Annotated in this window: 22 protein-coding genes; 17 read left to right on the top strand and 5 right to left on the bottom strand. The window is 46.8% G+C overall.

All coding sequences use genetic code 11. From position 1 onward, the window contains the following. Nucleotides 1-105 precede the first annotated feature (105 nt). Nucleotides 106-1,299 carry a metallophosphoesterase gene (locus MUB23_RS11660; protein WP_244800697.1) on the top strand — a complete coding sequence of 398 codons (1,194 nt, stop codon included), beginning with the start codon at nt 106-108 and terminating at the stop codon, nt 1,297-1,299. A 256-nt stretch (nt 1,300-1,555) separates the two neighbouring features. Then, nucleotides 1,556-2,143 (top strand): DUF1836 domain-containing protein, encoded by a 588-nt coding sequence (locus tag MUB23_RS11655; RefSeq protein WP_244800695.1) that lies wholly within the window; start codon nt 1,556-1,558, stop codon nt 2,141-2,143. A 22-nt stretch (nt 2,144-2,165) separates the two neighbouring features. Here MUB23_RS11655 and MUB23_RS11650 read toward each other — a convergent pair whose 3' ends face one another. Next, nucleotides 2,166-2,555, bottom strand: a complete 390-nt coding sequence (locus tag MUB23_RS11650) for a hypothetical protein (RefSeq protein ID WP_244800694.1) — start codon at nt 2,553-2,555, stop codon at nt 2,166-2,168. A 582-nt stretch (nt 2,556-3,137) separates the two neighbouring features. On the opposite strand from MUB23_RS11650, the gene MUB23_RS11645 reads away from it, so the two are divergent. From MUB23_RS11645 to MUB23_RS11610, 8 genes are all read left to right on the top strand, one after another. Next, nucleotides 3,138-3,365 carry a hypothetical protein gene (locus MUB23_RS11645; RefSeq protein WP_244800692.1) on the top strand — a complete coding sequence of 76 codons (228 nt, stop codon included), beginning with the start codon at nt 3,138-3,140 and terminating at the stop codon, nt 3,363-3,365. A gap of 178 nt (nt 3,366-3,543) precedes the next feature. Continuing rightward, nucleotides 3,544-6,336, top strand: coding sequence for a hypothetical protein (locus tag MUB23_RS11640; RefSeq protein WP_244800690.1), 2,793 nt, complete (start codon nt 3,544-3,546; stop codon nt 6,334-6,336). 236 nt (nt 6,337-6,572) lie between these two features. Beyond that, nucleotides 6,573-7,043: a hypothetical protein gene (locus MUB23_RS11635; RefSeq protein WP_244800689.1), complete on the top strand. Its 471-nt coding sequence runs from the start codon at nt 6,573-6,575 to the stop codon at nt 7,041-7,043. Further along, complete coding sequence (locus MUB23_RS11630) at nt 7,040-7,771, top strand: hypothetical protein (protein ID WP_244800687.1); 732 nt, start codon at nt 7,040-7,042, stop codon at nt 7,769-7,771. Before MUB23_RS11635 ends, MUB23_RS11630 begins: the two co-directional genes overlap by 4 nt. 30 nt (nt 7,772-7,801) lie before the next feature. Next, nucleotides 7,802-8,590: a hypothetical protein gene (locus MUB23_RS11625; RefSeq protein WP_244800686.1), complete on the top strand. Its 789-nt coding sequence runs from the start codon at nt 7,802-7,804 to the stop codon at nt 8,588-8,590. Further along, on the top strand, nt 8,591-8,872 hold the full coding sequence (locus MUB23_RS11620; RefSeq protein ID WP_244800685.1) for a hypothetical protein: 282 nt from the start codon (nt 8,591-8,593) through the stop codon (nt 8,870-8,872). 319 nt (nt 8,873-9,191) lie between these two features. After that, a complete protein-coding gene (locus MUB23_RS11615; protein WP_244800684.1) occupies nt 9,192-9,410 on the top strand; it encodes a hypothetical protein in 219 nt (72 codons plus the stop codon). Nucleotides 9,411-9,424: 14 nt separating this feature from the next. Next, complete coding sequence (locus MUB23_RS11610; RefSeq protein WP_244800683.1) at nt 9,425-10,048, top strand: hypothetical protein; 624 nt, start codon at nt 9,425-9,427, stop codon at nt 10,046-10,048. Between the two features lie 21 nt (nt 10,049-10,069). Here MUB23_RS11610 and MUB23_RS11605 read toward each other — a convergent pair whose 3' ends face one another. Both MUB23_RS11605 and MUB23_RS11600 read right to left on the bottom strand, forming a co-directional pair. Beyond that, a complete protein-coding gene (locus MUB23_RS11605) occupies nt 10,070-11,365 on the bottom strand; it encodes an amidohydrolase family protein (protein WP_244800682.1) in 1,296 nt (431 codons plus the stop codon). Nucleotides 11,366-11,754: 389 nt separating this feature from the next. Then, nucleotides 11,755-12,057: a heavy metal-binding domain-containing protein gene (locus MUB23_RS11600; protein ID WP_244800681.1), complete on the bottom strand. Its 303-nt coding sequence runs from the start codon at nt 12,055-12,057 to the stop codon at nt 11,755-11,757. Between the two features lie 84 nt (nt 12,058-12,141). Here MUB23_RS11600 and MUB23_RS11595 point away from each other — a divergent pair, with 84 nt between their 5' ends. After that, a complete protein-coding gene (locus MUB23_RS11595) occupies nt 12,142-12,486 on the top strand; it encodes a hypothetical protein (protein ID WP_244800680.1) in 345 nt (114 codons plus the stop codon). Between the two features lie 151 nt (nt 12,487-12,637). After that, nucleotides 12,638-13,036, top strand: coding sequence for a hypothetical protein (locus MUB23_RS11590; protein WP_244800678.1), 399 nt, complete (start codon nt 12,638-12,640; stop codon nt 13,034-13,036). A 475-nt stretch (nt 13,037-13,511) separates the two neighbouring features. Here the strand turns inward: MUB23_RS11590 and MUB23_RS11585 are convergent, their stop codons facing one another. Next, complete coding sequence (locus tag MUB23_RS11585; protein ID WP_244800676.1) at nt 13,512-14,090, bottom strand: hypothetical protein; 579 nt, start codon at nt 14,088-14,090, stop codon at nt 13,512-13,514. A 121-nt stretch (nt 14,091-14,211) separates the two neighbouring features. On the opposite strand from MUB23_RS11585, the gene MUB23_RS11580 reads away from it, so the two are divergent. Further along, nucleotides 14,212-14,889, top strand: a complete 678-nt coding sequence (locus MUB23_RS11580) for a hypothetical protein (RefSeq protein WP_244800674.1) — start codon at nt 14,212-14,214, stop codon at nt 14,887-14,889. A gap of 127 nt (nt 14,890-15,016) precedes the next feature. Then, complete coding sequence (locus tag MUB23_RS11575) at nt 15,017-15,361, top strand: hypothetical protein (RefSeq protein ID WP_244800673.1); 345 nt, start codon at nt 15,017-15,019, stop codon at nt 15,359-15,361. Between the two features lie 483 nt (nt 15,362-15,844). Here MUB23_RS11575 and MUB23_RS11570 read toward each other — a convergent pair whose 3' ends face one another. Further along, nucleotides 15,845-16,141, bottom strand: a complete 297-nt coding sequence (locus MUB23_RS11570) for a heavy metal-binding domain-containing protein (protein ID WP_244800671.1) — start codon at nt 16,139-16,141, stop codon at nt 15,845-15,847. Between the two features lie 114 nt (nt 16,142-16,255). Here MUB23_RS11570 and MUB23_RS11565 point away from each other — a divergent pair, with 114 nt between their 5' ends. The 3 genes from MUB23_RS11565 to MUB23_RS11555 all read left to right on the top strand — a co-directional run bounded on the left by MUB23_RS11565 (nt 16,256) and on the right by MUB23_RS11555 (nt 23,368). Beyond that, entirely contained in the window at nt 16,256-22,243 is a 5,988-nt protein-coding gene (locus tag MUB23_RS11565; RefSeq protein ID WP_244800669.1) for a DUF4214 domain-containing protein, read from the top strand. A gap of 98 nt (nt 22,244-22,341) precedes the next feature. Then, nucleotides 22,342-22,569 carry a hypothetical protein gene (locus tag MUB23_RS11560; protein ID WP_244800667.1) on the top strand — a complete coding sequence of 76 codons (228 nt, stop codon included), beginning with the start codon at nt 22,342-22,344 and terminating at the stop codon, nt 22,567-22,569. A gap of 4 nt (nt 22,570-22,573) precedes the next feature. Then, nucleotides 22,574-23,368, top strand: a complete 795-nt coding sequence (locus tag MUB23_RS11555; RefSeq protein ID WP_244800665.1) for a phage tail family protein — start codon at nt 22,574-22,576, stop codon at nt 23,366-23,368.

Below are 23,368 nucleotides of genomic sequence, written 5' to 3'. Positions count from 1 at the left end.
CATTGAATCGATTTGGCAGCTATAAAACAAGTGAAACATAAAAGAGACTGACTGGCTGTCAGACGCTGGAACCATAAAATATTGTATTAGGAAGAAGGAATAAAATTGTTACTGATATTGATTCTCCCTGTCTATCTATTTTTTTGCTACTACCTGTTCCGACGGAGCTACCAATGGATGGGTTCCTGTACCCGCCTGCTGCAGGGCCGTTGGTTTTTGATCGCGGACGCGGCGGTCTATTGGAGTCTCGCAGCCTCCCCGGTGGCCGCCTTCTTTCTGGAATCCACGCCCTATGAATTTTTCATGAAAAGAGTCAGTAATTTCTGGCTCGGTGTTTTTCTTTACATTATCCTGCTCTCCCTTATCTTGGAAGCGGTACGTCTGATTCTGAAAAAGACGCACCTCGTCCGTCCTGAATTCCTGCAATCCCGCAAGGTACTTGCCCTGACAGGCGGAACTCTGGCCGTCACAATCCTGGCTGTCAGCATCTACGGCACGTTTCACGCGGGTACGGTCTACCATACAGAGTATGATGTTGCGATCGCAAAATCCGGAGGAAACAATTCAGACCTCACGATAGCTTTTGTCTCTGACCTTCATTTGGGATACAGCATCGGAGTCCACCACATAGAAAAAATGGTAGAGGAAATCAACGCCATGGACGCTGATCTGGTTTGTATCGCCGGAGATATCTTTGACAATGACTACGGTGCCATTCAGGATCCGGAGCACCTGATCGCTTTGTTCCAAAAAGTGCAAAGCCGCTATGGGATCTATGCCTGCTATGGAAATCACGACTTAGACGAGCCCATTTTGCTGGGTTTTACTTTTCAAGGCAAAAAGAAAACCAACGACGAACGGCTGCGTGATTTTCTAAGCCAGGCCGGGATCCGGCTGCTGGAAGACGAATCCGTGCTCATCGACGATTCGTTTTATTTAATCGGGAGAAAGGACCGGAGCCGCGTCAAAAAAACAGAGACTTCCGGACGTCTGACCCCGGCGGAACTAACCAAACACCTGGACCTTAGCAAGCCGGTTCTGGCCATGGATCATCAGCCGCGGGATCTCGCCGAGATGGCGGAAGCTGGTGTGGATTTGGACTTATCCGGCCACACGCACGACGGTCAGCTGTGGCCGTTTACTTTGCTGATCCAGGCCATGTGGGAAAATTCCTATGGCCGTCTGACAGTCGAATCCATGACCTCTATCGTAACCTCCGGTCTCGGACTCTGGGGACCCAATATGCGGGTGGGAACCAACAGCGAAATCGTGGAGATTCATGTAACCTTTACACCCTGAGTTGTAAGTTACTATTCACGGACCCGAAAAAACATAGTTCCATGAACAGCAACGCGCTTCGTAATGCACAGAAACAATAAAACTCACCGTTTCGCGCCATCTGACTCAGGATATTTGTGCAAAAATGCCCAATAATATCTTGCGGAATTGTGATAGTGAATGATAACAGGTATGGTTTGCACCTCCCTTTCACTGTAAGAAAAGCTTGTAATCTGGTTTTAATTACTATATAATGGGAACATGGAGGTACTAAGGAATGGCGCATTCAAGAGAATTTGAAAAACTGCTGGAGAAATACGGTAAACTTGCTTATATCAAGCCGTCCATGCTCCCGAATATCGATCTTTACATGGACCAGGTCACTACTTTTATGGATGAAAAGCTGAAAGAATTCAAACGCCATCCAGACGACAAGATCCTGACCAAGACCATGATCAATAATTACACGAAGAACAACCTGCTGCCCCCTTCAGAAAAGAAAAAGTACAGCCAGGAACACCTTCTTCTTTTAATTTTTATTTATTACCTGAAAAATATTTTATCCATCAACGATATCCAGACCTTGCTGAATCCACTCAATGAGCACTACTTCGGCAACACCGCGGAAGAAGGGCCCAGCATGAAAGATATCTATAAGGATATCGTTCTCCTGGAAACCCAGATGTTCCGGCCTTTTTACAAAGACATTCTCGGAAAAATCAATCTGGCCGAAAAATCCTTCCCGGATGTCCCGGAGGAATCCAGGGAATACCTGCAAAATTTTGCCATGGTATGTATGCTGGGTTTCGATGTTTATCTAAAAAAACAGATGATAGAAACGATTATCGACGATATGAAAGATTGAAGGGGCGGCCGAATGGCCGCCTTTAACGTATCTTCCCACGCCGGATATCCCAAAGCAGCCTGCGGTTTCCCTCAAAACAGCAGCCGTTTTCTTCCAGATACCGCAGCTCCTCCCCTGCATAGTCTTTGGCTTCTTGCAGTAGGTCTTTCCAGGTCATCTTTAATGGAATGACGCAGATCCCATACTCACAGACCGGAATCTTTTTCCGGATTCTCTCCGCCACCTGAATCGCGGTCCCTGCATCGCCGGTATGGGGCAGATTTCCCCACACTTCCAGCGCTCTCGTCGGCACAATCCTGTCTCCGCAGTATCCTTCTGAAAAAGACCAGTAAATATTGTCAATGCCCTGGGCATGGGCCACCCGGTACTGATCCTTCGCCGCCAGTATGTAAATTCCATTATCTGCACTCATAAAATGTCCTTTCCTTCCGATTGACGAAAACTCTCTTGGTTTTTTCATTTACAAAATACAGTCTCTGCATCCTCCTGTCTTATAGAAGAAATCTCCGGCATCGGTCTGCTGCTTTGTCATGAAACGGCGTCTCACATTCCGTGCACTCTCTTTAATCGACTAAGGTGGATAAGTCCTCGCCCCAGTGATCGTATTGCTAAGTTTCCTGCCCCCACATTCTCCCCAGCGGCGGCCTTGTCCTCGCTCTAATTGGTTTATCCAAAAGAACATTTGTTCGTTTTCTGTATTATAGCATCTTCTCTCCGGGAAGTCAATACGAACGAATACAAATTTTTGAATTTAATTTTGTTCCATCTTTTTCTGTTTTTATACCAATACCATCAGTAAAATCAGCCATTTCTACCTTATACTTTATCATTTAACACTCTAATCAACCTACAACTTTCTCTCTTGACAAATGTCTCGATCCGGGGTATACTCTCCTTACCCAGCAAAAATCGAATATATGTTCTATATTTGTTTTTACTTCTCCCCAGCGCCCTTCCGTCCTCATTTGAAATGAAACAGAAAGGAAGGAAAGCTATGCAGCAAAATCAGAATGAAAAAATCCCTGCCGGTTCCGGCAATATTACCCATACCATCCGCCAGAATATGGCAAAATACGATCACCGTCAAAGTCCCCCGGTTCTCAGGGCGCAGGACTTTTATCCTCCTTCGGACCACCGCTCCCGCCGCACGCCTACCTGGTGCCGCACCGACAGTCCCTATGATACCTACATCGAAGAAATCAACGTCTATGAGGAAAAATAAAACCCAAAAGCAGCCTCACACAAAAAGCAGCTGCATGGCGAAGCTTTTTGAATATCAGTCGCAGTATTCCGAAGAACAGTTGAACACAGCTTAACCAGACTGCAAAAAGTTCATGCTTCGCCTTGCGTCAGCTTTGCTTATCCACGGATGATAGAAATCCGAGTTTTAACAGTAAGGAGTGAGAACCATCGAAGGAAATCCCGCTGGCGTACGGATCCTCTCCCTTGACGCCAAAGACATTTATCTTGCCAACCATCTCGCCGGAAATCCATCCGGCTATGAGATCACCCGTCCGGACGGATCCCTCCGCCTCCGGAAATTCATCAACACATTGGATGAGAGCCTGGAACTTCGAAAACTGCGCGAAGTTTACGAAAAGGTCTGCCGGAACAATCGCTTTTCTTTCTGGAAAAATGGTTTCGAGTATACGACCCGCGTCATCAACGTCACTTTCCACTATAATGTCAAGCAGTTCAACCATGTCCGGCCCGGCGTCTATGTCCGGGAAGGGGTGGACCCGCGAGAGCTGGTCTTCACCGACCATATCTGCATGAAGGACGGAATGCTTTTGGCAGTGGAAACCGGAGTCCCCGTCAGTGCACCGGCGGAACCGGCGCTGGCAGAAGGTTTTTTCACCTACGACGGCGTCAGCTATCAGCCCGGACGCATTCCGACCCTGATGACAGTCTCAGAGCTCCGAGGAGAGCTTTACGAGAACGGTTTTATCTGCAACGGGATTCCCTATGTCCGCTTCAAGCGTTCCTCTGGCTCCGCCCGCGTCGGCAAATGCCTCTTTATTGAAGAACGCTTGTACCGGCAGATGCACCGCTGGGAATGCTGCGGATTCAAACTAAAAAAGGGGCAGCCCGTGGATTTGGCTGCCTGGGAATCCTATATCTCTCTGACCACCTCCTCGATCTTAGACACCCTGACGATCCGTCCGGAAAACATTCTCCTGATCGACGATTATGAGAGCGTTTTTAAAGAACGGGCCATGGAGACAACCATCGAAGGAACCTGGCTGTCCACCAAGGAAGCCGATACCGAAATCCGCAACAGTATTTTTGACGGCCAGTCGCTGATGGACAAAAGCTTATTTGGAAAATACGAAGAGAAAGGTATGCTTCTGCTCCGCAATCGTTTTTTCAAATCCTGCTGCTTTAACGCCAACCTGTCACTTTGGTTCCAGGAAAACGGGATTACGGAAGTCGCCCAGCTAAATGGAGTCACCCGTGCCCGAACGCTGGACGAAGTGAAGCTGATCACAACGCCCAGCAGCATCAAATATTTGAAATTTGGGACCTTCGATCAGTGGCTGGATCAACTGGAGCCTGCGTTCGGTATTGTAAAATACGAAAAACCGACACACTATTTTGGCGGGCGTATGGTTTCCACCCACTACCAGCTCTTAAACACTCTTCACCTGAGCGAGGACGACATGAAGCGCTTTTTGACCCCCTCTCTGGACTATCTCCATCGTTTGAAGAGAGATCCTGCTGTGGTCCGCTACTATGTCAAATACCCGGTTGACGCCGTTTTGCCGGAGGGGCCTCTGCATTCGAAAAACGAGATTATTTTCCGGCTGCTGGGACTGAACGAACGCTTTGCGGAGACCAAAAGCTACCATGAGTTCAAAGGAGAACTGACCAAAGCGTTTGTCAAGAACTTAAAAAAGGGGCATGTGCTGGTCAATGGCAATTATTCCACATTGCTGGGAAACCCGTTGGAAATGCTGCTCGCCAGTATCGGCCGTTTTGACGGCGTCTCCCGCCTTGGCGCCGGGCATGTCCACAGCACTCGCTTTCCTTATCAGCAGACGATCCTGTGCAGCCGCTCTCCGCACATTACGATTTCCAATGTATGGCTTCCGGAAAATGTGGCGGACGAAGCCATTGACCGTTATCTGAATCTGACGCCGGAGATCCTCTGTATGAATTCCATCGGGGAAAGCGTGTTGGACCGCAACAGTGGATCAGATTTTGACTCCGATTCCCTGCTCTGCACCGATGATCCGACGTTGATCGCCGCGGCCAGGCTTCACTACGATGAGTTTTTGGTCCCGGTCAATCATGCGGCGTCCCAAAAACGGAAGCGGAAATTTACCAGCGCAGAAAAAGCCGACCTGGATATCCGTACCAGCACCAACAAAATCGGAGAAATTGTGAACCTGTCTCAAGAGTTAAATTCCCTGCTCTGGGATAAGATGAACCATCAGGCGTCCTGGGAAGAAATTCAGGAAATTTATCGGGATATCTGTCAACTGGATATCCTATCCGGAATTGAGATTGACAAGGCAAAAAAAGAGTTTGTCATCGACAGCACGGCAGAGCTCAAGAAAATCCGGGAAAAATACCACCGGGAAGATGCCGAAGGACGGGCGATCAAGCCGCACTTTTTTGCTCATATTGCAAAAACCAAGGGCTATTATGATCCGGCCAAGAAGAACTATCAGCGCCATGAAACCTCCATGGACTACCTTCAAAAATGTGTAAACTCCTTTCAGCGGACCGACGGTCGGAACAATCAGAAAAAGGAATTTCTCCCCTTTTCCGAAATCCTCAATAAGAATGAGTACCGTTCCTCCGAGGTCAATTACCGCCAGGTTGAAAAAATCTTTTCATTATTAGAAGAAACCAGGTTGGAAATCAATCGGATTTATGCCTCCGAAGCTTCAAGTTCCGAGGAGAAAAGGGTCCGGGCGGAGGAACTCCGCCGTCAGGCTTCCGACTATATCCAAAGCCGAAAAATGAATTCGAGCACCATGCTCCACCTTCTGTCCTGCTGTGAAAAACCAGAACACCGTCTGACCGGACGAACGGCATTGCGCCTGCTCTTTGGCTGTCCGAACCTGGATTTCTACCAATTAATACAAGAAAGCGCCAGACCGGTGGAAATGCTGTCGGAGCAAGAGGACGGAGAAATCTCTATTTACGGGTTTCATTTTTCAAAACAATGCCCTTTCGAATCCTAGCCCGTCCCAAACTTACAAATTTCCCTCCTCTCTTTCCGAAACCAGTTTCCAGAACATGGAAGAACCCACGAATAAGCGCGCTTTTATCGAACATCCGTTCTGGTTCTTTAGGGGAGAAAGAAACCTGCCAAAGCCTTTCTCCTTCCCATATCTCATCCGGCCGGAAGAACGCGTCATCCCCGAAGCGCCTTCCGGCCGCTCCCTTATTTTATCCAATCAATTTTTTATCAAAGGAGGTGCCAACCATAGCCACCAGTTCTATTATTACAAATCTAAAAAATCAAGTCATTCAGGAAATCAACGCCGACAGCGCGCTGACAGCGCTCATTGAAAGCAGTTCCGAGACGCTTCCCGGAAGCTGCCTCTTCCCCTATAAAAAGCTGCCGGAAATCAACACTTCTATTCCAACCTATCTCACCGTTCAGGTGCATCTCTTCCCCTCGGTTTCCGGGAAAGCTTGGGTACGGCCTACTTTGGAGCTTTGGATTTTCTCCTCACCCACCCACATCTTAATTGAAGGAGGGGAAAATACCGAAAGCCGCAATGACGCCATTGCCCGCCTTCTGGACGAGAAATTTAACGGACGCTCCGATCTTGGAGGATTTGGTCCGCTGTCTCTCGTCAGCAGCCGGGAAGGCGCCATTGAGGACTCGTACTACTACCGACGGCTGATTTTCGAGACAAAGGACTTGAATGCCAAACGATGAAAAATGATATGTTGCAAATCTACCGCGGCGAGGACTATGTCATCAATGACCTCATTCGGATTCACCAGCCAACCCTGGGAGAAATTGCAGATTTCGGTGAACAGAGATATTTTACTGTCGTCCATATGCTCTGTGCCACCCCGACCGACTGCAAATATCAGCTCCACCTGCAAGGAATCAACTGGGAAGAAATTTCCGATTTTGATTTGTTCCTGCTCTATGCCAAGAGCTTCCAAAAAGAAGATACCAGCCTGCTTTTGGGGTCTTTGGACCTCTCAACCTATGGCCGGTATCTCAATCAGGAAAACGGCGAGCTGTGTCTGTACAATCCGGATACCAATTCGATTATTGATGCCTCCATCCATGAACTGATGGTCTCGTTTCTGCGGAAAGTTCATGGCCTGAAACGCCATGTAGAAATCTCCGGCAATGAATTCACGCATAAGGCGCTCTTAGAGGAAGCGGAAGAAGAATTCCAGCTTCAAAAAAACAAAGAATATGAATCTTCATTGATGCCTCTGATTTCTACCATGCTTGGCATGGAGGGCTTCGGCTACAACCATAACACGGTCTGGGACATGAAGCTCCTGGCCTTTATGGACAGCGTCCGGCGCATTCCTTCGATAAAAAATACGGATCTGCTCTTGCAGAGCGGATATTCCGGCTTTGGCATCGACCTGAAAAAGGTCAACAAAAAAGAACTCAACTATTTCCGGGACTTGGATTAAAGTACCGGACCCTGTAAGGAGGAAAAAATTATGGCTTTCGATTTAAACAATTTTGTTATTGACCGTGTCAGAAGAGGTACGATGTTCTCTCCCGAAACCGGCGAGGTGCTGTGGTCCATTACTCAGATTAAAGACGCCAGCCTGAGCATGACCAGCGAGTCTGCGGACGTGACGGACGCCATCGGCAGCGTGATCATGAAGTTTGACCGTTCCAAGAGCGCGGAATTCTCCGCTTCCAATGCCTTGTTCGATACGAATTTGGCGGCGGCTCAGTTTGGTTCTGAGAAAAAGCTGGCTGATGAAGACATTAAAATCTGTGTACCTGCCTACCAGCAGTGCCTTGTAAAAGAAGGAAAAATCGAACTGGAACACGTTCCTGCCGGTCCGGCTGGCAACGAGATCGAATACATTTATGCTCTGAAAAATGACAGCTCTCTGGGCACCAAGTATGCGAAGGGTTCTACGCTTTCCGCTTCCACCTTTACGTTGGACGCTGCTACCAAAACAATCACAGTTCCCACTGGCGTAACTGGAATGATTGCCGTTTTCTATGAATATGAGACTGACAAGGCAGTGGTACTGGAAAACAGTGCTTCTAATTTCACGACCGCCGGCAAGTTTGTCATGGAGGTTATGGGAAAAGATGTTTGCGATTCCGCAAAGACTTATTATGCTTACGTGGTATTCCCGAATGCCAAGCTGAAACCCGATATGGATCTTAGCTTCACAACCGACGGTGGACATCCGTTCAGCATGACGATGATGCAGGATTACTGCGATCTGGAGAAGCGCCTGTTCAATATTTATATTGCAGGATAAATGGCCAGTGAGCTGAATCACCGCTGCCTGATCTGCGGCCGCCGCTACCACACCTGTGACGATTGTCTGAAAAAACATTCCTTCACCCCCTGGCGCTCGATTACCGATACCAAAGAGCACTACCAGCTGTTTCTCCTCCTCTGTGACTACCGGGACGGATACCTGTCCCGGAAAGCCGCCAGGGAAAAGCTCTCCCGGATTGACTTTTCCCTGGATGAGTGCCGGGAAGGCGTACGGCAGCAACTAATGAAAATTCTCGGAGAAGATCCGGCAGCGAACTAATATGTTAACGAAAGCGGAAACGCTGAGGAAAGACGGATTTTTTGATCCCCTTTCCTGCGATTGAATAGGATTTTCTTTGTACGGCGGCCAGGCTGGCCGTTTCCACTCTTATCCTAGGCATAAGAGCATCCTATTCTTTGGATGCCCTTATGCCTATTTTTTTGTAATCGATAAACCTGCATCCTGTTCCTTTCAAACGCTCCGCTTTATTTGCACAGAATCTCCCCTTTGGGGCAAGCTGTGCCAAAAAAATGCCGCTTCACAGCGGCGCAGGAAATCCGGCCCGCCGGATTCTTTTAATATTCAGGAGGAACTGTCTATGCGTGCATACAGTGAACTATTTCATTGTTTTTATGAAATGGAGGATTGTCTGCTCATCCCTAATATGAAGCAGAATTACAAATATTTAAACTCCGGCAAAGCCGACGGACTGCTGATGGATATCATCTGCGGTTCCGACGACCGGCTGGTATTTGTCTGGCGGAAAACCTCCGCCCTCCAGGAGCTCTATCGGCTCTGGTGCGAGAGAAAACTATAAAGGAGCTGTCAGCTATGAAAAAAGAAAAAATCCACGTAAAAAAACACCTTTCTTTCCCGGAAAGAGAACGCTTTATCACCATTGTCGCCGATTCCTATTTTGATACAGAAAAGGACGACGCCATCCGATACACCCCTTACCGCGCTCTGGAAGCCCTGATGGCCGGATTTTTTACACTCTGTGTCGAAGGCATTACCTATGAAGAGGGTGAGACGGTCTATGACTGTATGGAAGATGAGGAGCTCCGCTCCCTTTTTGAGGAAAACCGCTTTTCCTGGCTTCTGACAGAGGTGGATGACTGCGCCCGCGACTTGGCAGATTTCCACCGGGAGCGCCTCATAGCAGCCGCTTCACCGGTACAGAAAAAACTGGCGGAGGCCCTGGAGGCAGAACTTCTCATCCGGAAGCAGGAAGAAGATCTTTTGAAAAAACAGGATGAATTTCTGGAAAATCAAAAGAAGCAAAATGAATATGCTGAAAAGGTGATCGAATTGATGACGCCGGAAGAAATCGCCGCCCTCAACCGAAAGATGCTTTCCAATCAGGATGAAATGGAAGATGCTATTCGCACCATTGCCCAGAAGGTCAGCGGCGAATACAAATTAGAGGAACCGGGAGCAGATGAAAAAGGGGACTGACAAAAGCCAGTCCCGCCCCTCTTATTTCATCAAAGAATCCAGCCATTCTTCGATCTGAGCATTCTTCTCTACCGCCGGAGTTTCCAGCCAATGTCCCCGCACCATCACATGACGCATCTGCCGAAGAGCCTCCAGATTCTCCAAAGGATTCTCATCCACCACAATCAAATCCGCGCACTTGCCTTCTTCCACTGAACCGGTCTCAGCGTCCAGGCCGATGATCTTTGCATTTCCTAGCGTAGCCGTGTGCAGGGCGTAGCTATTGGAAACGCCATAGAACTTAGCAAAATAGGCCACTTCCCGCCACATATCGTAAGGAGTCACCAGCGGACAGGATTCATCGGTGCCAAGTCCCACTGGGATTCCGTTTTCCATTGCCTTTTTTGCACCGGCAATCATCCCGTCGATCACGACCTCCGAATTATAAAGGCAAAGATCATTCAGCATCGTGATGCTGGTCGGAAGTTTGGCCAGCGGCAAAGCCGGGGATGTGGTGACGATGAACGCGGCGCCGGTCTTTTGAAACAATTCAACCAGCTCCTCATCCAAAAAGCTGCCGTGCTCGATTGTATCCACTCCATTTTCCAGCGCGACTTTAATGCCTTTGCTGCTCTCCGTGTGGGACGCCACGTGATACCCCAATTCATGGGCCCGGCCGCAGACCGCTTTCGTCTGTTCCGGAGTCATCTTTACCTCGCCGGGCTCCCCTTTCACCTTGGCATCCATCACGCCTCCGGTCACACAGATCTTGATACAATCCACCTTGTGGGAAGCGTTTCGGTCCACATATCCGGCCAATTCTTTCGGGTCGTTGCTGGTGACGGCAAAGGTACCGTCCCCGTGGCCGCCGACGCAAGTGATCGCCGGTCCTGGAACCAGCAGACGCGGACCAAGCAATTTTCCGGCGCGGATCTTATCACGGGTGCGCACGTCGGAATAGGCAAAATCTCCGGAGGAACGGATCGTGGTCACACCGGCATGCAGGGCAGTCTGCACATGTTTTTTGACCATCCCATCAATTACCGGACGGCCCAGACGGGAATTGGCAAAATGAACCATCCGCTTCTGGGAGCCGCTTTCCCCGGCCAGTGTTTTGCTTGGCTTTCCGGTGCCGAACAGATGAGCGTGGAGGTTGATCAGGCCGGGGAGAAGGAACTTTCCGGTCAGATCATGGATCTCGTAACCTTCCGGGATTGGGAGGGAGGCGTCCTGAATAGAGGTGATGGTCTCGCCGTCTATGAGGACTGTTTGGTCAAGACGGAGTTCGTCGGTATTGGTACCGTCGAAGATGGCGGCGTGGGTTAGAGCGTATGGCATGGGGTCTCCTTTCAAAACAGTGGGGATATGTTGATGGATTTATTTGTTAGAGTTATTATAGCTCCTGTTTTGAGGAGGGACAATGGAAGAGGGAAGAATTGCAGTTAGTTTTAGATACGAAGGGATACGGTCGATTTTGAAAGAGAAGAAAACCTTTTCTTCCTGGAAATTTTCATGCTATCTGTACAAGGAATGGTTTCCAAGGATTAATAAGTTAGTTGTTTTCATGATAAATTGTCGACTCATATTAAAAGTTTTTTAACAAAAGTAAATGCCCAGAGACCACCCATCCTTGGAGTACATTCTGCTCAGTGGATGTGCTTTTATTGTATAGTCCATGTTTCTCTAAAAATTATCGGCACTCTGCCAGTCGTTTGTCTAGGGCAGATTTAATTCTTTTCTTTTACGAGCAAAACTGCTGTAGCAATACATGATAAACAAGGAACTATTCCAAACTCAAATTGATGCCATTGTAATCCTATCACCCCATTCCCACCTAACGCGATTGCTTCTTCCGTCAATCTTTCCAATGCTTCAGCTTTTATTTTCTTAAAAACATTATCTACATCGACCTTTTTCAACATATCACCTAAATAATATTTAGGATTCAAGTTTGCTGATACAACACCTAAATATTTTACGATATGATACCCTTCAAAATTGTATCCTGTTGTTATTAATACCTCACTCAATACCTAGCGACCTCCTGTCATTTTTGCTTCATTTTTATATGCCTACCATATCACAAAAAAAATAGATAGACAACTATTTCTCCATTGCATGCACTCTGGCTCCTGAACCTTAAAGAATTCCAAAATGCTGTTGATGAATTTCAAAAGACAAAACTTGAAATTCCTGCGCTTACAACTAATGTCGGCACTTTTGCAGAAGAACAGAAACTGCTTTCCCAAATTGCCAATCAGAATTCTACGCTCTCCATTGATCAATATAAACAGTTAATCGATTATTCCAGCAATTATGCCGACTGTCTTTCCGTAGAAGGCGAACGCATTACGCTCTATGAGGAAACAGTTGCAAAGCTTATCGAGTCAAGGGAAAAAGAAATACAGCCAAGATTGAAGAAGGAAAGACCAATAAATATTTGGAATACCACAAACTAAATCAAGAACTATCGAGTATGAAAACGATCGCTCATCAATCTCCCACCGGAACTTACCACGTTCTATCCGTGCTGGGAATGATTTAATATAAATGTTTCTTTATTAACTGCTCCCTCTGGGAGCCTCTCAAAATACTGAAAGGAGTTTTTTTATGGCACAAAAAACAAAGCTCAAGCCTGAAACCAATTCATCTGGGACGAAAGAATCAAGCAACAATCAATCGCGTTCAGGCGACAAGCTCTCTATGTCCGGCCAATTACAAATCACCAATCTGGGACAAATTCAGACACAATTAGATTCTCTAACAAAAAAGCGATTTGTGGAACTGGAGGTCAAATTAACCGGCGAAGGCGCAGACATTCTTAAAAACCCACAAATTCGTACTGGATCTATCAATATCCAAACAAATACAGCCTCATCTAATACGGAGTCTTCCAGAAAACAACTTTTGGATAGTTCTGCCCAAGGCCGTGCACTTCTCGCTTTATCTAATTCATTTGCAAAAGACGCGGGTGAGGGGTTAAATGCTCCCTTCTGGTTTATTTTTTAATAAATGGCCCGCTGCAGTCCGGTGGTAACACGGAACGAGTGTCTTTATGTGACACAAGGGACTGCATAGGAAACAACCGAAATTGGCGCTTTTGCGCTCCATCTCGTATTCGTGGACAGGGTGAACCATAATCCGCCGTTACGAAACCGCAGAAGATCAGGAAATATCATTCATTCTGCGGCGGCCGGCCTGAAAGGGACCGGGGATCGTGACAAGGCGGCGGACAGGGTAATCTGCAGCAAAGCCTCTTTTCCTGGAGAGGAATGTTCATCGACTATAATGGTTGACGGGAGCATTTGCTTCCGGATGGCATAGTCAGGGCTAACGTGCGCACATCACGGGAATACGGGCATACTCTATGCGTATGCCATGTGCTGTTGTGGCTTCCGGTGCCTGGAAGATTTGTATAGAAGGCATAAAGTGAGGAGGAAATTTTCTGTATACAAAAGAAGAAGCCCCCGCAGGAGCATCTTCTTTAATCATCATTATCATCAAAAGTTGTGCAATATCCTGCCAGTTCCATTGGATCCATGGCTAGGCCCCATGAGGACTTTTTGTTTGCTTCACTGATCATTTCGGCTAACTCTTTTTTAGGGTCTGATTCCTCACCATTTTCAATTCTGCGGCGATGAAATTCTATTTTATCAAACAAGGGGTTATGGTAACAATACTCATTGAAAATCTTTTTCATAAACTTTGGATAATCTTTTTCAGTCATTTTTAAAATGTATTCTATTGTGTACTTCGTTGGAACCATTGTGCATCCACAATAGATACAATTTTTCGTATTGGCCTCGCTTAACATATCTCCACATCTTGGGCAAATCCACATGTTTTCCAGCTCTACCCTAGATATATCCGGATCATCTATTTTATTTATATACCTCCAGACCAGATATCTATCAATTATGTCTTCATCCCAAACGTTTATGGCATCAATGTAATTTTCTTTTTTTATATTTGTTTTAACAAATGTTCCTCCACATAAAAGACATCTTTCTGTATCAAAATCAACATCTCCGCAATTCAAACACACACCTACATAATCTTCCATAAATTTACCTCCTAATTTCATTTTACAATATAGTTTACATAAATATAACATCACAACAGTACTTTGTAAACAATATTACAGCCTGCAATTTGCAAGAGACGAAAAAACCAACAAATTAACGATGTCCAACGCTTTTAATATTCCACGAAATTCGCATACTATTGGTATTGACCAAGAAAGTAAAATTTCAAAAGCTTTTTCAGTAGCACAAAGCAAAGGACTTGATAAAGCTTTTAGTCGATTTAAAAGCCTTGACGAATCCACAAAACAGTACATGCGCACAACAGACGCATCTCAATACTCAATCGCCGGTCTCAACCAACACCTCAATCAGCAAGCCGCTGCTGCCCAAAAGGCTGCCATCGGTACCCAACTTGCCTCCACCGCTCTAAACGGCCTTATGTCTTTCGGCATCAGTGCCGGAATCAGCGCTGCTTTTAGTCTCATCTCCAATGGCATCAGTTATTTAATTCATTACAAAGAGGAAGCAGTCAAAACTGCCAGGGAATCCGCGGAAGCATTTTCATCCAGTGTTTCTACACTTGATAGTCAAAAATCCAAAATACAAGAACTAAGAGATTCTTTAGATTCCGGTACCTTATCTGAAACAGAGACTCTATCAGCAAAATCCCAGCTTTTTGATATTCAGCAGCAGCTTATCTCCACATACGGCGAACAAGCCAGAGGGATCGATCTTGTTAACGGCAGTCTGGAACATAAACTTTCTCTCATGGATCACCTTTCCCAAAGAGACGTATTAAAATTTCATTCTATAATTTCTCACAGACAGATCTCTTAGAACGACAACAAATCCTTCCTCTGTTAGAGGCTTGCCTATTCACTCTTAACTGGGAAAGATATTACATAGATGTCACACGTTAACCGCTCCAAAAGGAGCCCATTCTTCTCATCGAAAGGAGTTATATATGGCACAAAATCCCAGTCAAACACTATTGGTTGAACTGGACGACAGCGCCGCCCAGGAACAACTGAATTCTCTGACACAAAAAAGGATCGTTGAACTAGAGTTACAGTTCAACGGAGATATCAACAGTCAGACGGAAAAACTCGAAAGGCAACTTAGCAAGATCAGTCGTCAATTAGATTCCATGCGCTCCGGGTTAGCCGGAGTTGGAAAAGAATCGAAAAATGCTTCCGGTGGCCTGCTGCAAACTGCATCCGCGTTTGGCAGTATTGCTTCCGGCTTAACCGGTGTTGTATCCTCCTGGGATACAATAACATCAGCTCAATACCAACCAAGTTTTGGATAACAGGGCTATTCTGGAAAAGACTCCTACAAAAATGGGGTGGGATACAATTCCAGAAAAATCCGTATACGTCACGGAAAGGAGTAACGGGAATCAACCCGATATGAGTTTATAATTTCTCATATTGCTGGAACAGGGAAGAAAAATAGAACCAAAACGAAGTCGGTAACGACAAACGGAAAGGTTGGAAAATCTGTTTTTCGCGCCACAAGGCACAACTCAATCAGCAGCACATTCTCCTGCCATTCGCCATGAAAGATATAAGTCAAAATACTTTTATAAAGTTTATCTGACAGAGCTGTTTGGCTAAACTGAATAAGTTGTTAACACATAATAAGAGTTTTTAACAGGAGAAAATGCCCAGAGACTACCCATCCTTGGAGTACATCCTACCTTAATGGGTGTGCTTTTATTGTATAGTCCATGTATATAACAAAAAATTATCGGCAACTGCCAACCGTTTGCCTAGGCAGATATAATTTTGTTTTATTCCAGTCGTACCGCCGTAGCCATACAAGAAAACCCCCTAGGATAAGCCGGATTAGGGGATTGAATATAGTTATTGAAACCTATAATTCCGTTCCCTCCTAAATCAATGACTTTTTGTTTCAAAATTTTTATAGCATCCTCTCTCATTCTAGTATAGACTTCATTTATATGTTTTTCTCCAAACTGCCTCACATCCTTAGGATCAATAATCATATCTACCGCAACAATCCCTAAATATTCTACAATTCGATACCCCTCAAAATTATACCCCATCGTTATCATTACTTTATTCACTTTACCTCTCCTCACGTTTAATGGTTTATTTACTTTCCATTTACAATACCATAAGAAAAACAGATAGGCAACTGTTTTTACAACGACATGCTAACTTTACCAAAACTTGGCCTGTTGGGAGTAGGTGTCGTAGTTCTCGGCATTGTCTCCAGTATATTTCAATCATCCAAAAGTGCTCAGGAAAGTATCCAAGAAACACAGGTAAAACTTGAATCTCTACATTCTGAAATCGGATCGCTGAATGATGATCTATCTGAAGTCAAACAACGGATGGAGGAACTGCAAAATAAAGCCCCTTTGACATTTTCCGAGCAACAGGAACTGAGTCGGCTGGAAAATATCACGGCGCAAATGGAACGTCAGCTGGCCTTAAAAAAGCTTGCGCAAGATCAGGTCGCCAAGGACAACGCTGCCAACGCGGCAGCGTCTATCACACAAAAAGAAGCCGTCCAAGTTGGAGAAACAACTTTTGAGAAGGGGCCTGGTAATGTAATCCAAATTCCATCATTCGAATATGTAGATCAAATTGATAAAATTTACAATGATCTTGAAACTCTGGAAGATCTAAAGAGCAAACTAGCCTCAGCAGTCCGGAACGATGATCAGCCGCAAAGGGATGCGATCAAAGCTTCTGTAGAAAACAATGAAGCTAATATAAAAAGTCAGATTTCCGATTTAATCACCGCATCAGCAGCACTTTATGATTCCGAAACCGGTATGGTGATCGAAGGATATGAATCTCTCGCCAGTCGTCTTGATAACTTGTTCCGTGAAAGTATTGCCGTACTAGATCCGTTTGGTGCTATCGCAGGTATAGAAAAAAGCATTCCGGAAATGCGCACATCAATTTTGTCAAAACTAGCTGCGGATCAAGGTCTTAATCTGTTGGCTCCACTAGGCAGCGCCGCTGCAATGTCTACCGACAGAGACCCACTATTGGAATATCTGCTCACGGCTTCAGATGAAACGATTGAAATTGTTTACACACTTATAGCCAGCAACCAATCTGGCTCCTGGACCTTAGAAGATTTCCAAAATGCTGTTGATGAATTTCAAAAGACAAAACTTGAAATTCCTGCGCTTACAACTAATGTCGGCACTTTTGCAGAAGAACAGGAACTGCTTTCCCAAATTGCCAATCAGAATTCTACGCTCTCCATTGATCAATATAAACAGTTAATCGGTTATTCCAGCGATTATGCCGGCTGTCTTTCCGTAGAAGGCGACCGCATTACGCTCCATGAGGAATCAGTTGCAAAGCTTACCGAGTCAAGGGAAAAAGAAATACAAGCCAAGATTGAAGAAGGAAAGGCCAATAAATATTTGGAATACCACAAACTAAATCAAGAACTGAATAATCTTCTTGATGGGTATGACAACTATAATACGGCCACTCAATCTCAAGTATCCTCGACACTGGCCGAGATGGAAACCATTGCTTCCGAAATTAACCAATACTATCTGCTGGAACAACAGCTCCTCGGCACCAGTAATGCCTTTGACAATTACCGGAATTCCAAATCTGCTCCTAGCCCTGAAGACGAATATAACACAGGTCTATCGGCAATGGAGGACTTAAAAAAAGGGTTTTCTGAACAACGATTTGGTACTGCCGAATTTGAAGCCGGCGCTCGCCTCCTGATTCCGGAAGATATAATTGACCAAGGGGTTGCCAGTATGAAAAAATACTATGACGACACCCTGCAAAGATATTTTACGGGAGATGACGAGGGAATCACGAAATTTGTCCAAGATTCTCTTGAAAAGGGCCTGCTAGTCGGCGATACTGAACATTTTGAAGTAGCAGAAGGCGTCAAGCTGGAAAACTTCGTTGATCAGTTGAATTTAACGCGGGAAACTGCCCTCTCTTTATTTGGCGATTTAGAATCCTATACCTTTGGTCAAACATTTGATTGGAGCGATGAATTAATTGACAATGCCGCCAACAACTATAATGCGTTGGAACTGCTGGAAGCCCAAGCGCTTGCCACCAAAGCTTCCATGATCGAGGATGGAAGCTGGAATGGCACTTCTGAGGAAGATCAGGAACGCACTTCTCAGGTTCTAGAAAATTTGGAGGAGATCAGGCGAGTTAAGGCGGAGCTTGCAGAGCCAATAGCTGAAGGATTATTGACTTATGATTCTGAAACAGAGAAATTGGCGAATCTCCGGCAAAATTATGACCGCTTAATTGAGCAGATCAATTCATCTGAAATAACCGATGAGCAAAAAATCAATTTAATAGCAAATGCTGATATCTTACTCGATCAAATCGCCGAAATTGAGCAGGGGCTAACCGAACCGACGGAAATGAATATCCAGATTGCGAAAGAATATCTGGAAAATGAAATCAGCAGTGCGAAGGAGGAACTCAGCAAGCAGAAACCAGGGTCCACCGATTATCAGAAAACTCAAGACCGAATCACGAACCTGGAAAGTTCCTTAGAAAAGATCAACAGCTTTAATAGTGATCCTGCGACAACTGCAGTTAATCAGATAATAACTACCGTCCAACAGTTAACCAGCTTTATCCTCAGGCCAAAAGACTTCCAGCTAAGCACATTTAATGCTCAAATTCAGTTAATCTCCTTATCTGCTGCTATTGCTGCTGTTCAAGCCCTTGCCTCGCTGGGCGCCACTTTTAAGATCAATACGATTTCCACGAATAGTGTAACCTCCACAGAGAACAAACCTTCAACAGGAGGAACGTCTCGTGGCGGAGGGCGTGGCTTCCATAACGGAACCGCCCATGCTAGAGGTAAATGGGGTACCAGCCAAAGAGAAACCGCATTAACAGGTGAATTAGGCCAAGAACTTATCGTCTATGGCGATAAATATTGGACCGTAGGAGATCGCGGTGCAGAATTTGCCACGATCCCTAAAGGCGCCATCGTCTTTAATCACAGACAAACCGAAGAGCTGTTCAAAAACGGATACGTCACCTCCGGGGGAGGGCGGGGAAAGGCTTACTCAAAAGGAACCTTCTCAAAATCAGGCGATGCGTTTCTAAGAGGCTACGGTGGATCTCCTGCCTTTGGTTCTTCCAATGACTCTAATTCTGTCAGCGAAAAGAAAACTTCCAAATCAACATCTTCCAAATCTAAAGCAGTCTCCGATGCCGAAGATTCCTTCGAAGAATTAGTCGACTGGATTGTCCGAAAGCTGGATGTCCTGAAAGCCCGCACCGAACAATTCCTGAATGCTGTGGAATCCGCCGTATCCGTTGCTGCCAAAAAGGCAAATTTTGACGCAGCCTTCCAAAACATGACCGAACACATGCGGATTCTCACGGAAGCCGCTGCACGGTATCAGCAGCAGGCGGATTCCTCTGGCCTCTCCGACGAGTACAAGGAGCTGGTCCGTTCCGGCCGGATTGACCTGGAAACCATCACGGATGAGGACTTGAAGGAAGCGATCGATACCTTCCAGGATTTCTATGACAAAGCCCAGGACTGCTCCGACGAGCTGGTGGGGCTCCGGGATGACATCCGAAACGCTGCAGAAGATTTCGCTAATCTCCGCCTGGAGGAGGCCGAAGAGAAGATCGACCGCCTGGACGATGCCATGTCCCGGCTGGAAAGCGCCTACAAACATTCTCTCAGTCTCACGGAAAAAAACAATCTTCTGGATCAGCAAACCCAGAATCTGAAAAATCAGCTGGATATCTTCAACAACACTTTGGTCGACGCCAATACCCAGCTGGCGATTCAAATCGGCCTGCTGAAAAATGCCACCGGCGATCAATTTCTCTCCGCCTTTGAGGCAAAAGAGAAAATCGATACTTCCTCTCTCTCCGGAGACACCTTGATCCTAGCGGAAAAATACAATGCGCTCCTTTCTTCCAGCAAGGAAGCTTATCAGAAGGCCTCTGAGGCTGCGGACGACTATACCGATGCGATTCGTGAGAATGCCAAGGCAAAGCTGGAAAATCTCCAAACCGACCTGGAAAACCAGAACGGCCTTCTGGACTCAAAGCGTTCCCGCTATGAAACCCAGCTGGATCTCCTGGAAGCGCGGGGAGACTCCATTGGAAGCGCCTATTATCAGCGGATGCAGGAAATTTCCAAACAGGAACGGAGTTCTCTGGAAGCCGCCAATCGCGAGTTGCAGACGCTTCTCGACAAGGAAGTTGCCCAGGGTACCATTGTTAAGGGCTCCGAAGATTGGTATGATCTGACGGAGCAGATCCTGGATAATGCCAATGCCATTGACGGCTGCACCAAAAATATCCTGGAAATGCAGCAGGCCATGGACGAGATCAAATGGGATCATCTGGAACGTAAATTGGACGCTTTTCAGAACTTAACGGATGAAACAGACTTTTTACTGGGCCTCTTGGAACGCCAGGATCTGGTAGATCAATCAACGGGAGCTTATACGGAGGCCGGCATCGCCTCTGCCGGGCTTATAGCGCAAAAACTTGCGATCGCCAGGCAGTCCATGAAAGAATACCAAAAGGCTCTGGAGGATCTGGATGCCGCGGCTGCAAAAAGCGGCGCAAATCAGATGGGAAATTCTGGTTACAACGCTTACATGGAAAAGCGCAATGAACTGATGGGCAACTACCGGGACGCCATCTCGGATGCCTATTCCTATGAAGACGAGATGATGGACCTGATCCAGAATAAGCTGGACGCGGAAGCAGACGCCTACGAGGAAATCCTGGACAAGCGCAAGGAAGCTCTGAAAACCACCAAAGAAGAGGCGGAATATCAGAAAAACATTGCCGAGCAAACTGGTAATATTCAAGAGCTGGAGCGCCAACTGGCCGCGCTGGAAGGAAACGACTCCGATTATGCCAAGAAACGCCGCAAACAGTTGAAGGCGGATCTGGCTGATGCCGAAGAAAAGCTGGCGGACACGGAAGCTGACAAAAAATATGAGATTCAGGTCGATGTCCTGGACCAGGATTTTGAGGACTTCAAGACTTCCCTGGACGAATATGCCAAGGACACCAAAACAGCTCTCGGTGACTTGACCTCCGAGATTAACAGCAATGTCTCCACTGTCCAAAGCAGTCTTGAGACACTGGCCGGCGAAACCGGCTATCAGATCAGCACAGTGATTACTGATGTGTGGGCCACCGCCGGCAATGCTGTCACCAGTTACTCCGGTACGGTAGCCGACGCCGGTGCATCTGTCACCGCCCGGCTGGAAGAAATGTCCAATGCTTACGACGAAATGGCGGCGCGGGTCGCTCAGGCCACAGAGTCCATGCTGCATTCCATTGACAAACAAAATGAAGCCGTAACCAAACAGAATAATGGGACGATCCAAAGCGGCCAGGTTAATAACGGAACCAATTCCGACGAGGTTTCGGCTGCCGTAGACAAAGATAAGAATTATATTCTTGGTCTCTACCGTGATCTTTTGGGCCGGGAAGCAGACGCCGGCGGTCTGGCCAGTTGGTTGGCTGCGATGGCTTCCGGCATGTCCGCCGAGGAAGTCCGGCAGGGCTTCCTGAATTCAGAAGAATACCGGCGGATGCACGGCGAAAGTGGTGCTTCCGGCTCCGCCAATGCTGTCGTCACCGCAAAGAGCGGGGTCAATATCCGTTCCAGCCAGTCCTCCTCCAATAGCCGAAATCTATTGGGAGCCCTCCCCAACGGAACAGAAGTAGAGGTTCTGGAAGACGACGGTCACTGGCTGAAGATCCGCGGCGGAGGCCTCACCGGCTGGGCTGTATCAAAATGGTTCCGCCGCTACGCCGCGGGCACGCGCCGGGCCGGTGCATCCTCCTGGGCCTGGACCTCCGACGGCAACGGCGATGAGATTGTAATTTCCCCCAACCGCCGGGCGGTTTTGACTCCGGTAGCGGCCGGTGACATTATCCCCAATGCGGATCTGAGCCGAAATCTTTTTGCTTGGGGCGCTTACCGGCCGGAGGATTTCATTCAAGGGATTGGACTGCCGGGACATGCTCTTCCCGCTGTGTCTCCTGTCACAAACATTACCATTCCTATTGAAGCTCCTCTTGTCCGTGTGGACGGCATTGCCACCGACGAAGTGGCTGCCCGTATGACCAAACAGATGGATCAGCAATTAAAGAATTTTGGGCGGGATATGAAGAAATCCATCCAGTCTTATACCGTAAGAAGATAGAAAAAGCAAAATGTTTTCGTATATTGCCATGCAATATCATTTCTGGCCTGAGGAGCAATCTCCCTTTCCTCAGGCCCTTTTCAGATTAAGGAGGATTTATGACATTAAAAGAAAAACTGACAATTCTGGAAGCAGACAATGAGCGCCTCCGCCGGGAAAACCGGCGCCTTTCCGAGGGCCATGAAGCCTGCAAAACAGCTCTTCGAGAACTTCGGGAAGTATTAAAGGAAGCCCAGGAAATCAAGAGAAACAGCGATGCCAAATACCGGGAAATTTTATCCATCCGCGAAGACTGGAAGACCTTGGCATCGAAAGAAAGGGGATGAGCGCATGACTACAGCAACGAGCTTTGTATTTGGAGACTTATCTCTGAAAAGCTTTGGCCTTAGCCTCTGTTCTTTTGATGGTGGCGGTGAGGCCAGTATCTCTCTCCCCTATGTGCCTTCGTATACGACAGAAAAGCCTCCGGCCCACTACCGCTGGCAGGTGGCCGGAAGCAAGTATGAAACTCCTATCACCTTCTCCGTTTCTATTGGAAAGACTTGTGGACCGAATCACCTGATCTCTCGCGATGAGGAACGGGCTCTGGCAAAATGGCTGACGGCTTGTCCGGACTTTCAGGAATTCCATTTTGAAGATTACGATACGGACTGGGACGATTCCTTTGGCATTTCTTATTTTGTCCATGTAACCAGCCTGGAAAAAGAAATGCTGGGAGGTAATTGTATTGGCTTTACCGTCGAGTTTACAGCCGACTCTCCTTTTGGATTTTCTTCACCAATCACAGCCAAGCTGTCCGCAGGCGTCACAACAATCTACGTCGATTCTGATTCCAATGACGCGATTTATCCCCACCTGGTTCTTACCGCCAACGCTCCCGGAAATTTTTCCATTCAAAATCTCACGAACGGTTCTTTCTCCCGCTTCCATAACCTTTCAGCCGGTGAAAAACTAACGATGGAGAAAACCGGTTCCGGTCTTCTCTCTTCTCTTCCCTCTCATGTGATCCTTGATGATTTTGATAAAAATTGGATTTCCCTAACGGATGGGGCCAATGAACTGCTGGTGGAGGGCGACGCATCCCTCACGCTGACTTACCGGGAGCCCAGAAAGGCAGGTGTATGA

The organism is Cuneatibacter sp. NSJ-177, from assembly GCF_022867805.1.
Lineage (GTDB): Bacteria > Bacillota > Clostridia > Lachnospirales > Lachnospiraceae > Pseudolachnospira.
The sequence above is the reverse complement of the archived record's forward strand: the minus strand, read 5'-3'. Positions and strand labels throughout refer to the sequence as shown.